The 12,301-nt window shown below is 73.2% G+C and carries 13 protein-coding genes; 9 read left to right on the top strand and 4 right to left on the bottom strand.

What is annotated here, in order from left to right:
* Nucleotides 1–315 precede the first annotated feature (315 nt).
* Both OG842_RS06985 and OG842_RS06980 read left to right on the top strand, forming a co-directional pair.
* Complete coding sequence (locus OG842_RS06985) at nucleotides 316–2,121, top strand: gamma-glutamyltransferase family protein (protein ID WP_328512124.1); 1,806 nt, start codon at nucleotides 316–318, stop codon at nucleotides 2,119–2,121.
* A gap of 63 nt (nucleotides 2,122–2,184) precedes the next feature.
* Entirely contained in the window at nucleotides 2,185–3,012 is an 828-nt protein-coding gene (locus OG842_RS06980; protein WP_266728484.1) for an inositol monophosphatase family protein, read from the top strand.
* A 188-nt stretch (nucleotides 3,013–3,200) separates the two neighbouring features.
* On the opposite strand, the gene OG842_RS06975 is transcribed toward OG842_RS06980, so the two are convergent.
* Nucleotides 3,201–3,977: a nucleotidyltransferase domain-containing protein gene (locus OG842_RS06975; protein ID WP_266733461.1), complete on the bottom strand. Its 777-nt coding sequence runs from the start codon at nucleotides 3,975–3,977 to the stop codon at nucleotides 3,201–3,203.
* A gap of 183 nt (nucleotides 3,978–4,160) precedes the next feature.
* On the opposite strand from OG842_RS06975, the gene OG842_RS06970 reads away from it, so the two are divergent.
* Both OG842_RS06970 and OG842_RS06965 read left to right on the top strand, forming a co-directional pair.
* The gene (locus OG842_RS06970) at nucleotides 4,161–5,576 is read left to right on the top strand and encodes a phytoene desaturase family protein (RefSeq protein ID WP_266728483.1); all 1,416 of its coding nucleotides are present in this window, start codon (nucleotides 4,161–4,163) and stop codon (nucleotides 5,574–5,576) included.
* Nucleotides 5,577–5,604: 28 nt separating this feature from the next.
* Entirely contained in the window at nucleotides 5,605–6,141 is a 537-nt protein-coding gene (locus OG842_RS06965; protein WP_328512123.1) for an O-acetyl-ADP-ribose deacetylase, read from the top strand.
* A 61-nt stretch (nucleotides 6,142–6,202) separates the two neighbouring features.
* On the opposite strand, the gene OG842_RS06960 is transcribed toward OG842_RS06965, so the two are convergent.
* Nucleotides 6,203–7,381 (bottom strand): CobW family GTP-binding protein, encoded by a 1,179-nt coding sequence (locus tag OG842_RS06960; RefSeq protein ID WP_328512122.1) that lies wholly within the window; start codon nucleotides 7,379–7,381, stop codon nucleotides 6,203–6,205.
* A 67-nt stretch (nucleotides 7,382–7,448) separates the two neighbouring features.
* On the opposite strand from OG842_RS06960, the gene rpmB reads away from it, so the two are divergent.
* The 4 genes from rpmB to OG842_RS06940 all read left to right on the top strand — a co-directional run bounded on the left by rpmB (nucleotide 7,449) and on the right by OG842_RS06940 (nucleotide 10,173).
* Nucleotides 7,449–7,685, top strand: a complete 237-nt coding sequence (gene rpmB / locus OG842_RS06955; RefSeq protein ID WP_266728477.1) for a 50S ribosomal protein L28 — start codon at nucleotides 7,449–7,451, stop codon at nucleotides 7,683–7,685.
* Nucleotides 7,685–7,990, top strand: a complete 306-nt coding sequence (rpsN, locus tag OG842_RS06950; protein WP_266728475.1) for a 30S ribosomal protein S14 — start codon at nucleotides 7,685–7,687, stop codon at nucleotides 7,988–7,990. The genes rpmB and rpsN overlap by 1 nt, the downstream gene beginning before the upstream one ends.
* Before the next feature lie 165 nt (nucleotides 7,991–8,155).
* Nucleotides 8,156–9,652, top strand: a complete 1,497-nt coding sequence (locus OG842_RS06945; RefSeq protein WP_328512121.1) for an AlkA N-terminal domain-containing protein — start codon at nucleotides 8,156–8,158, stop codon at nucleotides 9,650–9,652.
* Nucleotides 9,649–10,173 (top strand): methylated-DNA--[protein]-cysteine S-methyltransferase, encoded by a 525-nt coding sequence (locus tag OG842_RS06940; protein ID WP_328512120.1) that lies wholly within the window; start codon nucleotides 9,649–9,651, stop codon nucleotides 10,171–10,173. Before OG842_RS06945 ends, OG842_RS06940 begins: the two co-directional genes overlap by 4 nt.
* Before the next feature lie 96 nt (nucleotides 10,174–10,269).
* Here OG842_RS06940 and OG842_RS06935 read toward each other — a convergent pair whose 3' ends face one another.
* Entirely contained in the window at nucleotides 10,270–10,854 is a 585-nt protein-coding gene (locus OG842_RS06935) for a TMEM165/GDT1 family protein (protein WP_328512119.1), read from the bottom strand.
* A 337-nt stretch (nucleotides 10,855–11,191) separates the two neighbouring features.
* Here OG842_RS06935 and OG842_RS06930 point away from each other — a divergent pair, with 337 nt between their 5' ends.
* Entirely contained in the window at nucleotides 11,192–11,596 is a 405-nt protein-coding gene (locus OG842_RS06930; protein ID WP_266728469.1) for a (2Fe-2S) ferredoxin domain-containing protein, read from the top strand.
* A gap of 29 nt (nucleotides 11,597–11,625) precedes the next feature.
* Here the strand turns inward: OG842_RS06930 and OG842_RS06925 are convergent, their stop codons facing one another.
* Nucleotides 11,626–12,279 (bottom strand): class I SAM-dependent methyltransferase, encoded by a 654-nt coding sequence (locus tag OG842_RS06925; RefSeq protein ID WP_328512118.1) that lies wholly within the window; start codon nucleotides 12,277–12,279, stop codon nucleotides 11,626–11,628.
* Nucleotides 12,280–12,301: the final 22 nt, after the last annotated feature.

Below are 12,301 nucleotides of genomic sequence, written 5' to 3'. Positions count from 1 at the left end.
GCCGACGTCGTCGTTGGGGGGAGGGGGAAGGGGGAGGGATGCTCGCCGAGCTCCGGCGCGACCGCGGCTTCGGCTGCTTGTTCATCACCCACGATCTGGCCGCCGTCGAATACCTCGCCGACCGGATCGCCGTGATGTACCTCGGGCAGATCGCCGAACAGGCCCCGACCGCCGAACTGTTCGCCTCCCCGGCGGCCGGCAGGTCTCCTGCCACCTCGTCGGTGACGACGGCACCGCCCCGGACGCCGCCGCCCGCCCCCCCCGTACATACGATCCGTTCCACCCTTCCGCACGCCGCAGCAAGGAGCCGCAACCGTGTTCACCACCCGGCCCACCCTCCAGGGCACATTCGGCATGGTGTCCTCCACCCACTGGCTCGCCTCGCAGTCCGCGATGGCGGTACTGGAGGACGGCGGCAACGCCTACGACGCGGCCGTCGCCGCCGGGTTCGTCCTGCACGTCGTCGAACCGCACCTCAACGGCCCGGCCGGTGAGGTTCCGATGATCCTGGCGCCGAAGGACGGCGAGGTGCGGGTGCTGTGCGGCCAGGGCCCGGCCCCCGTGGGCGCGACCGTCGCCCACTACCGCTCCCTCGGCCTCGACCTCGTCCCGGGCACCGGACCGCTCGCCGCGGCCGTACCCGGCGCCTTCGACGCCTGGATGCTGCTGCTGCGCGACCACGGCACGAAGACCGTCGCCGAGGTGCTGCGGTACGCGATCGGCTACGCCGAGGACGGCCACGCCCCCGTCGAGCGGGTCGGCCAGACCGTGGAGACCGTCCGCGAACTCTTCGAGACCGAGTGGCAGTCCTCCGCCGACGTGTACCTGCCCGGCGGCAAGGCGCCCAGGCCGGGCGAGCTGTTCCGCAACCCCGCACTCGCCGCCACCTGGCGCCGGCTGATCACCGAAGCGGAGGAGACCGGCGGCGAGGACCGGGCCGCCCAGATCGACGCCGCCCGCAGGATCTGGAGCGAGGGCTTCATCGCCGAGGCCCTGGTCCGCCAGGCCGCCCGCCCCACCATGGACACCAGCGGCACCCGCCACACCGGCACCCTCACCGCCGCCGACCTGGCCGGCTGGTCCGCGTCCTACGAGGCCCCCGCCACGTACGACTGGAACGGCTGGACGCTCGCCAAGGCGGCGGGCTGGAGCCAGGGTCCCGCCTTCCTCCAGCAGCTCGCCCTGCTCCCCGACGAACTGCCCCGGTACGGCAGCGCCGACTACGTCCACCTGCTCATCGAGGGCTGCAAGCTCGCCATGGCCGACCGCGAGGCCTGGTACGGCGACGCCACCGACGTACCCCTGGACGCACTGCTCTCGGAGCCGTACAACGCCGAGCGCCGCGCCCTCATCACCGCCGAGGCCTCGCACGAGCTGCGCCCCGGCAGCCCGGACGGCCGCACCCCCGTGCTCAGCCGCCACGCCCACGCGGTCGCCGCCGGCGGTGACGGCTTCGACGCCATGGGCATCCCGACGGCAGGCGTCGGCGAGCCGACCGTCGCCAAGGACGGCACGACCCGTGGCGACACCTGCCACGTCGATGTGGTCGACCGCTGGGGCAACATGGTCTCCGCCACGCCCAGCGGCGGCTGGCTCCAGTCCAACCCGGTCGTGCCGGAGCTCGGCTTCCCGCTCGGCACCCGGCTCCAGATGGCCTGGCTGGACGAGGGCCTGCCCAACTCCCTCACCCCGGGCCGCCGCCCCCGCACCACCCTCACCCCGTCCCTCGCCCTGCGTGACGGCGTCCCGGTCATGGCGTTCGGCACGCCCGGCGGCGACCAGCAGGACCAGTGGCAGGTGCATTTCTTCCTGGCAGTGGCGCTGCGCGCCGAGGTCCGCGGCGGACTCGACCTCCAGGGCGCCATCGACGCCCCGAACTGGCACAACGACAGCTTCCCGGGCTCCTTCTTCCCGCGCGGGATGCGCCCCGGCAGCGTCACAGTCGAGGAGGGCATGGACCCGGAGGTCGTCGAGGAACTGCGCCGCCGCGGCCATGACGTCACCGTCGGCGACCCCTGGTCCGAGGGCCGGATGTGCGCCGTGGCCCGCGACCCGGAGACCGGGGTGCTGTCCGCGGCCGCCAACCCGCGGGGCATGCAGGGGTACGCCGTAGGACGCTGAGCGGCCACTTCCCCGACATGACCAGGTCGTCGGCGCCCCGGCACGACATGATTGGCTGGGGACATGATCGATGAATTCCTGGCCGGAGACCTGACCGAGGTCGAGGCGGCGGTACGCGCAGCGGCCGCCGCCGAGATCATGCCCCGCTTCCGGCAGCTCGCCGCACACGAGATCGTCGAGAAGAACGGTCCGCACGACCTCGTCACCACCGCCGACCGCCTCGCCGAGGAACACCTCACCGCATCGCTGACCGGGCTGCTGCCCGGCTCGGTCGTCGTCGGCGAGGAGGCGGTCCACGCCGACCCGAAGGTGTACGAGGCGCTGGGCGGCGACGCACCCGTGTGGATCGTCGACCCGGTCGACGGCACCCGCCAGTTCGTCCGCGGCGAAGCGGGCTTCTGCACCCTGGTAGCCCTCGCCCACCGCGGCGAACTCCTGGCCTCGTGGACGTACGCCGCGGCCCTGGACGAGATGGCGGTCGCGGTCCGTGGCCGCGGTGCCACGCTCGACGGCGAGCGGATACGCTCCGGTTCGCCCGCCCCCGGGGAGGCGCTGCACGTGGCGATGTCGCACCCCGACTACACCACCGACGCGCAGAAGCGCGCCCTGCTCGGCCTGCGCACCGAGGGGATCGAGGCCCGTCCCTGCGGTTCGGCGGGGCTCGAATACCTCGCCGTCGCCCGTGGCGAGCTGGACGCGGTCGCCTTCAACTGGGAGTACGCCTGGGACCACGCGGCGGGCCTGCTGCTGGTCGCCGAGGCGGGCGGCTCCCAGGCCACCCTCTCCGGCGCACCGTTCCGCATCACCGGCGGCAACGCGCTGCCGTTCACGGCGGCCCGCGACGGGAAGACCGTCGAACGCGTCCTCCAGGCGCTCCGCGACGGGGCCTGAGCAGGACTCCGATCAGGATCGGGACCCCGATCAGGCCAGGAGCTCGCGGGCCGGCGCCGCGAGCCGGGCGCGGGCCTGCGTTGCCCGCCGGCTCATCTCACCCGCCGCGGGCCCACCCCGCCCGTCGGCCCGTCTCACGCGCCGCAGAATCATCCCACCCGCAGGCTCACCCCACCTGCCGGGCCACCTCACCCGCCGCAGGCCGACCGGACGTCCCGCACGAGCTCCGCGGCCAGCTCCACCGCCTCCTCGTCCAGGCCCCGCAGCGCCTCGCCGATCCGCTCGGTGTACCGCTCGGGGGTGTCCGGCAGGGCGGCGGCCGCGGCCGCCGCGCCCTTCTCGTTCAGACACCAGGTGCGATGGTGGGCGTGGAGGGACTGGGCGAGGATGCCGAACGCCCGCGACAGGCACAGCGACACATGGAGCCGGTCGCCGCCGGGCGCCGACTTGCGGGCGGCCGCCACCGAGAACTCCGCCTCCCAGGCGGCATCGACGAGCGCGGTGCGCAGCGGCTCCGGATAGTTCCGGACCTCTCCCTGAAGTACCGTCAATTCCCTTTGCGGGTCGGCGATCACCCGGCCCAGCGCGACCTCGCCGGGATATGCGGGGGACCAGAACCCGAGCGGGTGCCCCGGCTGCACGCCCACCTCGAAGCGTCCCTCACGGCAGTCGGCCCAGACCGCCTCCACCCGGTCCAGATCGCGCAGGATCCAGTCCACCGGGACGCCGTCCACCCGCAGCCAGGCCCCGCCGTCGACCCATGGCCCCCACCCGCCGGGACCGGCGACCTCGGCGGGGGAACCCTGCACCTCGGAGGCCAGCGCGGTCAGCGCCGCCACGTCGGGGGTGCCGCGGTAGTACAGGCCCAGGTCCCAGTCGGAGTCCGGACGGTGGGTGCCACGGGCCCGGCTGCCGCCCAGCGCGACGGCCCGGATACCGGGCAGTGCGGTGAGCCGGGCGGCCATGTCGGCGATACGGGCGGGCACGTCGGTGACGGGGGCGGCGGGTGCGGTCGCTTCGTCGGCCGCCCGGGGCGTGGCCTGGGAGTTCGGTGTGTCCATCGCGCAGCTACCATACCCGCGCCCGCGTTGTCGGTGCCTCGGAATATCCTGGGTGCCCTGGCCGTCGGCTGACGAAGGAGTCCGAAGGTGCCGTCGATGCTCGATGCAGTCGTCGTGGGGGCGGGCCCCAACGGACTGACCGCCGCGGCCGAACTGGCCCGCCGCGGCTTCGCCGTGGAGGTCTTCGAAGCGCAGGACACCGTCGGAGGCGGTGCCCGCACCGAGGAGCTCACCCTCCCCGGATTCCGTCACGACCCCTGTTCCGCCGTCCACCCGCTGGGCATCGGCTCACCCGCGTTCGACGCGATGCCGCTCGCCCGGCACGGCCTGGAGTGGCTCCAGCCCGAGCTGGCGCTCGCCCACCCCTTCCCGGACGGCACGGCCGCCGTGCTCACCGGCTCGGTGGGGGAGAGCGCCATGTCGCTGGGACCCCAGGACGCGGGGGCGTACCGCAGGCTCGTCGCCCCCTACCTCGGCCACTGGGACACCCTCGCCCAGGACTTCCTGCGCACCCCGTGGGACGGGCTGCCCCGTGACCCCTACCGCTGGGTGCGCTTCGGTCTCGACGCGCTCCAGCCCGCGTCGCTGCTCTCCCGCCGCTTCGGCGGTGTGAAGGCGCGCGGCCTGTTCGCCGGGCTCGCCGCCCATGCCATAGCTCCCACCAGCGGAATCGCCACCGGCGGTATCGCCCTGCTCTTCGCGCTCGCCGCGCACGAGAAGGGCTGGCCCGTGCCGCGCGGCGGATCGCAGTCCATCTCCGACGCCCTCGCCTCGTACATACGCGAACAGGGCGGCACGATCCGTACCGGCACGGAGGTCAAGCGCCTCGACGAGCTGCCGCCCGCCCGCGCCTACATCTTCGACACCTCGCCCACCGCCCTCGCCCGCATCGCCGGACTGGGCCACGCCTACCGCGGCTACCGGTACGGAGCGTCCTGCTTCAAGATCGATTACGCCTTGTCGGGCCCCGTCCCCTGGACGGCGGAGGAGGCCCGGCGGGCCGGCACCGTCCACATCGGCCCCACGGCCGGTGAGATCGACGCCGCGCTGACGGCCGCCGTGACAGGCCGCGACCCCAGCGTGCCGTTCCTGATCACCGCACAGCCCAGCCTGGTCGACCCGTCCCGCGCACCCGAGGGCCGGCACGTCTTCTGGGCGTACGGACACGTCCCGTCGGGCTGGGAGGGTGACGCCACCGACGTCATCGAACGGCAACTGGAGCGCTTCGCCCCCGGCTTCCGCGACCTGGTGCTGGCCCGCGCGGTGGCGGGACCGCCCGAGCTCGCGACGCGCAATGCCAACTACGTCGGCGGCGACATCGCGTGCGGCGCCTTCGCAGGCCTGCAGACGGTGCTGCGCCCCAAGCTCGCCCGGGTCCCCTACGCGACGGCCCACCCCGCGGTGTTCCTCTGCTCCTCGGCCACTCCGCCCGGCCCCGGGGTGCACGGCATGTCGGGCCACCACGCGGCGAAGGCTGTCTGGCGGCGGCTGCGGGCGGCCTGAGCGGGCCGCACGGGGCATCATGGTCCACATGCGTTCACCCGAGGGCGTGACCGTCACCCTGGTCCGCGGCGACATCACCCGGCAGTCCGCCGATGTCATCGTCAACGCGGCGAACTCCTCCCTGCTCGGCGGGGGCGGGGTCGACGGCGCGGTCCACCGCCGGGGCGGTCCGGAGATCCTCGCCGCATGCCGGGAGCTGCGCGCTTCGCGGTACGGAAAGGGCCTGCGCACCGGCCAGGCCGTCGCCACGACGGCCGGGCAGCTGGACGCGCGCTGGGTCGTCCACACCGTCGGCCCGGTCTGGAGCAGTTCCGAGGACCGCTCGGCGCTCCTCGCCTCGTGCTACCGCGAATCACTGCGGACGGCCGCGGAGTTGGGGGCGCGTACCGTCGCCTTCCCGGCCATCTCGACCGGGATCTACGGCTGGCCGATGGACGACGGGGCACGCATCGCCGTACGCACGGTCCTGGCGGAGGCCGCGCCGCCCGTGGAGGAGGTGCGGTTCGTGCTGTTCGACGCGCACGCGTACGCGGAGTTCGAAGAGGTACTGGCTGCGCAGGGCTGATCCGGGGCGAAGCCGAAGAGGGCCGACCGGACTAGCGCGGGGCTTCCGCCGCCGGCCGGAGTCAGCGGACCGGGTCGAGGAACGAGTCGAAGGGGGACGGGAGCCGTCTCCACGCCTCGGGGCCCGCGGCGTATTCGGCGTCGGTGAGCAGGCAGGCGTCGAGGAGCCGGGCCAGCCCGTCCCGGTCGAGGCCGGGGGAGGTGAAGACGAGGTGCTGGCAGCGGTCGCCGTGCTCGGGGTGCCAGTCCAGGGCAGCCGCCGCCCGGCGGACCGGAGGCACCATGTCCCAGGCCGCGTCCGGCAGGGAGGCCAGCCACGGGCCCGCGCTCTCCACGCAGAGGGCGCCGCCGGCGGCGTACCAGGCCAGCAGGGTGTCGGGGCGGTCGGCGAGCCAGAAGCGGCCCCGGCTGCGCGCTGCCGCACAGCACAACTCCTCCAGCGCCTGGAAGAGCCGCTCGGGGTGGAAGGGGCGGTGGCGGTGCCAGACGAGCGTGGCGACCCCGGCCCCGTCCGCCTCCTGCGGCAGCAGCGCACAGGCCGGGTGCTGGGCCGCCGCCGCCGATTCCACGTCGAAGCCCGCGAACGCGAGCAGACCCAATTCCCCCGATTCGTACCATACTTGACGGGCCGTCGGGTGGAGCTGGGCCAGTAGTGCGCGGTCCTCTTCGCAGGCTTCGTCGCCGTCCACGAGAACGATCACCGGCGCGTACTCCAGCTGCCGTGCCCAGGTGTCGCCGACGGTCCGCCGGTCCGAGGCTGCTGCCGCCAGGCCGACGCCGGCCAGGTCGTCGCCGTTCCCGAGACAGGGCATGACGAGAGCGGGGTCGACGGCCGTCATCACATTGGTGAGTTCGAGGGTGTCGCCGCCGTGCGTGACGACGGCCTCGGCCATCGCCCTCGGCTCGACGGAGTCCCACAGTTCGACCACCGCGAGCCGGGTCGCCCCGTCGGCGGCCAGCCGCTCCAGCTCCGGCACCAGGTCCTCGCGCAACGCGCAGCAGGCGCAGTCGTCGACGAGCGGGGCCTGGCCGCGCGACAGTTCGCCCGACGCGTCGCGGACGAGGCGCCACACGGTGCCCTCGGCGGCCGTGGCCAGATCGTGGTGGAGCGCGACGCTGCCGGGGACGGTGCGCAGCAGCCGTTCCACCACCTTCCTGCGCGCGTCGGAGTGGAGCCCGCCGACGACGAGGACGGGCAACCGGTGGGGCCTGACGGCCGGGCGTAGTTCGTTGCGAGCCATGACCGCTACTATATGGCAATGATTTCCATTTCCAATATGTGGTTCTCCGCAGAAAGCAGGTAGCACCGTGTCCGCCCACTGCCAACTGACCGGCGCCCGGCCGGGCTTCGGCAACAACATCTCCCACTCGCACCGGCGCACCTCACGCCGCTTCGACCCCAACATCCAGCGCAAGAGGTACTGGTTGTCGAGCGAGGGCCGGTACGTCCGGCTCACGCTCGCCGCCAGGGCGATCAGGACCGTCGACAGCATCGGGATCGAGGCGGCCGTCGCCCGCATCCGGGCCGGGGGAGGGAAGGTCTGATGGCCAAGAAGAGCAAGATCGCGCAGAACGAGAAGCGCAGGGCGACCGTCGAGCGGTACGCCGCCCGTCGCGCCGAGCTGAAGGAGATCATCCGCCGGCCGTCCACCACGGACACCGAACGCCGGGCCGCCGCGGACGAGCTCCGGCGCCAGCCGCGCGACGCCAGTGCGACCCGGTTGCGCAACCGGGACAGCGTGGACGGGCGGCCCCGCGGATACCTGCGGAAGTTCGGTCTCTCCCGAGTCCGCGCACGCGAGCAGGCGCATGCCGGATTCCTGCCGGGGGTCACCAAGTCCTCCTGGTGACAGCCGCCCCGGGCGTGGAAGCCGCCTCAGGGGTTGTCCACCCTGCGCGGACTCCCCGCCCGGGAGCCCGGGAGCCCGGCACGGCCTCCGAAGAGTTCCTGGCAGCGCGAGGTCCATGTCGGATTCTCGCCAGCCTCGGGATTCCGGGTGACGGATGCTTGAGCCATGTACACCGACACCGAGCGCTGCGTACGGGCCGTCCACTCCAAGGACGCCCGCTTCGACGGCTGGTTCTTCACGGCGGTCCTGACCACCCGGATCTACTGCCGTCCCAGCTGCCCGGCCGTGCCGCCCAAGGTCGAGAACATGACCTTCTACCCCAGTGCCGCGGCCTGTCAGCAGGCCGGATTCCGTGCCTGCAAACGGTGCCGGCCCGACACCAGCCCCGGCTCCCCGGAGTGGAACGCCCGCGCCGACTCCGTGGCCCGCGCGATGCGGCTCATCCGGGACGGTGTCGTCGACCGCGAGGGCGTCCCCGGACTGGCCGCACGGCTCGGCTACTCCGCCCGGCAGATCGAACGCCAGCTGCTCGCCGAGCTCGGAGCCGGCCCGCTCGCCCTGGCCCGCGCGCAGCGCGCCCAGACCGCGAGACTGCTCATCGAGACGACCGGACTCCCCATGGCGGAAGTCGCGTTCGCCGCCGGGTTCTCCTCGATCCGTACCTTCAACGACACCGTCCGCCAGGTCTTCGCGCTCGCCCCGGGCGAACTGCGCAGCCGCGCCGCGCGGTCCGGGACACCCCCGGCCACCCCGGGCATGATCGCGCTGCGGCTGCCGTACCGGGCCCCGCTCAACCCCAGCAACCTCTTCGGTCACCTCGCCGCGACCGCCGTCCCCGGCGTCGAGGAGTGGCGCGACGGTGCCTACCGCCGCACCCTCTCCCTGCGGTACGGACACGGCATCGTCGCGCTCACCCCGCACCCCGACCACATCGCCTGCCGTCTCTCCCTCACCGACCCGCGCGACCTCACCCTCGCGATCAGCCGCTGCCGCTGGCTGCTCGACCTGGACGCCGACCCGGAGGCCGTCGACGAGCAGCTGCGCGCCGATCCGCTGCTCGCCCCGCTGGTCGGCAAGGCGCCCGGCCGGCGGGTGCCGCGTACCGTCGACGGCGCGGAGTTCGCCGTACGGGCGGTGCTCGGCCAGCAGGTCTCGACCGCCGCCGCCCGCACCCACGCGGCCCGCCTGGTCGGCGCGCACGGTCTGCCGGTCGACGACCCGGAGGGCGGCCTCACCCACCTCTTCCCGGACCCGGCGGCCCTCGCCGGACTCGACCCGGAACAGCTGGCCCTGCCCCGCAGCCGCCGCACCACCCTCACCACGCTCGTCTCCGCACTCGCCGACGGATCGCTGCGGCTGGGCACCGACACCGACTGGGAGCAGGCGCGGACCGAACTGACCGCGCTCCCCGGCTTCGGCCCCTGGACCGTCGAGGTCATCGCGATGCGGGCGCTCGGCGACCCGGACGCCTTCCTCCCCACCGACCTCGGCATCCGGCGCGCCGCCGAGGAGCTCGGCCTCCCCTCGACACCCGCGGCGCTCACCGCCCGCGCGGCCGCCTGGCGCCCCTGGAGGGCGTACGCGGTCCAGTACCTGTGGACCGTGGACGACCACCCCATCAACCACCTGCCCACCGAAAAGAACCGGGAAGTCCAGCCATGACCGATCCGCAGCCACCCGCGGCGACCCGGCAGCACACCGTCGTCGACAGCCCGTACGGTCCGCTCACCCTCGTCGCCACCGACGGGGTCCTCGCGGGCCTCTACATGACCGGTCAGCGGCACCGCCCGCCCGAGGTGACCTTCGGCGAACGTGACCCCCGGCCCTTCACGGAGGCCGTCCGCCAGCTCGACGCCTACTTCGCCGGGGAGTTGCGCACCTTCGACCTGCCGCTTCGCCTGGACGGCACCCCGTTCCAGCGCAGCGTCTGGGAGCAGTTGCGGCTGATCCCGTACGGCGAGACCCGCTCGTACGGCGAACTGGCCGAGAACCTCGGCAAGCCGGGCGCCTCACGGGCGGTGGGGTTGGCCAACGGGAAGAACCCGGTGGGCATCATCGTCCCCTGCCACCGTGTCATCGGCGCCTCGGGCGGTCTCACCGGCTACGGCGGCGGACTCGACCGCAAGCAGCGGCTGCTGGCCTTCGAGAACGGTACGCAGGACGACACCCCGGCGCTCTTCTGACGCCGCCCGCGCCCTCTCCCGTGGAAACCGACACGGCAACGGGCCCGGACACCGAGGTCCGGGCCCGTCCCGAGCCACCTGCGTACGCGCCGGCCGTCAGCCGGTGAAGATCTCCACCAGGGTCCAGATCGCCAGCCCCAGCATGCAGAGCCCGCCCATCCGCTGGACCGTCTTCAGCGGTACCCGCTTGGCGATGAAGCGCCCGGCGAGCAGCGCCAGCGCCGAGACGGACATCAGGGCGGCCGCGGACCCGATCGCCGTGGACCAGGTGCCGTTGCTCGCGGCCAGGTTGGCCGTGGTGATCTGGGTGAGGTCGCCCCACTCGCTGATGAAGACGGCCATGAACGCGGTCGAATAGACCGGCCAGAAACCGGTCACCGTCTTCGTTCCGCCGTCCTCGCCGTCATCGCCGCCACCCGAGCGCAGCAGCATGAAGGCCCCGAACGCGAAGAGGGAGGCGGAGACGAGCTTGACGATCCAGTCGGGCAGCAACCCGATCAGGCTGCCCGCCCCCACCGCGATGGCGACGTGCACGATGAACGCGGACGACGTGCCGAACCAGACGTACAGCGGCCGCATGCGGGTGCCCATGGCGAGCGACGCGAACATCGTCTTGTCGGGGAGCTCCGCAAGGAAGATCAGACCGAAGGCGGTGAGGATCGCCCAGGGGTCGAGGTGCATTCCGGGTGGCTTTCTGTGAGAGCCGGGCCCCGGGTCTTCGCGAAGCGCCACTCGGGCTTCCGGAGGACCACTCGGCCCGGCATGACGTCAGCGCCCACGGGGGCGCGGGCGTGTCATACCTGACCGAAGGTCTCGCCCGCCCGTGATGATCCACGGGCCCGGCCACCGGGAACCCGGGGGTTCCAGTGTGTCGACGACCGGTTTGCGGGGCTACTCCCCTTCGCAGCCATCAACTGTACCCCACCCCCGAACGGGGGAGAGCAGGTGTTCGATCCGGTGGCGGGGATCGGTACAGTCCCCTGGTGATCATCCCCGCCCGCACCGGAGGCGTTCCCGCATGAGCCGCCGCACCCGAAGGGCGGCCCCCGCCGAGGGGACGCCCCGGCCCACCGTCAGCGTCTGCCGCGGCTGCTGCTGCGGGACGCCCAAGATCCCGGACGTGGACCACGCCGGTCAGCTCGCCGAGCTGCGGCGATCGCTCGGCGCGGTCGCCACCGTGCGTGCCGTGGAGTGCCTGGACTCCTGCGAACGGGCCAATGTCGTCGTCGTGCAGCCGTCGGCCGAGGGCCGCCGGGCGGGCGGCCGCCCGGTCTGGCTCGGGCTGGTCAACGACCCGGACGCGGTGACGGACATCGTCACCTGGGTCGAGGCGGGCGGTCCCGGGCTGGTGGACCCGCCGGAGATCCTCGACCTGTACACGTTCCGCCCCTCGCGGCGGGTACAGCAGGAACTCGACCACTGAGACCTGTCCGGCCGAGCACGGCCGGGCCGTTACGGTGCTGCGGGCTTCACCATCACGAAGAAGGCCTGCGGGGTCTTCTCCCACTCGTCCGCCTCGCGGACCAGCCGGGACTGGACACGGAACCCGGCCTTCCCCAGCATCCCGGCCACGGCGTCGGGCACGAAGCGGTAGACGTCGAGCGTCACCGTGTGGCCGTACGCCTGCTCCAGGCGCACGCACTCGTCGCCGACCTTGAAGGCCATGAGCAGATGGCCGCCCGGGGCCAGGACCCGATGGAACTCGGCGAAGATGCCGGGCAGCTGCTCCGGCGGGGTGTGGACCAGGGAGTACCAGGCCAGCGCACCGGCCAGGCTGCTGTCCGCCAGGTCCAGGTCGGTCATCGAACCCTCGTCGAAGACGAGGTCGGGGTAGGTCGCGCGGGCCACCGCGATCATGCCGGGGGAGAGGTCGATGCCGAATGCGGCCAGCCCGAGATCGCGCAGACGGGCCGTCACACGACCGGGCCCGCAGCCCAGATCGCCCACCCGGCCGCCGCCGCCCGCCGTCACGATGTCCGCGAAGGCGGCCAGCACGGCATTGTCGTACGGCTTCTTCGGCATCATGTCGGCCAGCAGCACGGCGTAGTCGGCGGCGACGGTGTCGTAAGAGGCACGGGTGGCGTCGAGTGGGGAGGGTTCTGTCATGCGGGGGACCGTACAGCCCCCC

The sequence above is a fragment of the Streptomyces sp. NBC_00376 genome (assembly GCF_036077095.1).
Classification (GTDB): Bacteria; Actinomycetota; Actinomycetes; order Streptomycetales; family Streptomycetaceae; genus Streptomyces.
The sequence above is the reverse complement of the archived record's forward strand: the minus strand, read 5'-3'. Positions and strand labels throughout refer to the sequence as shown.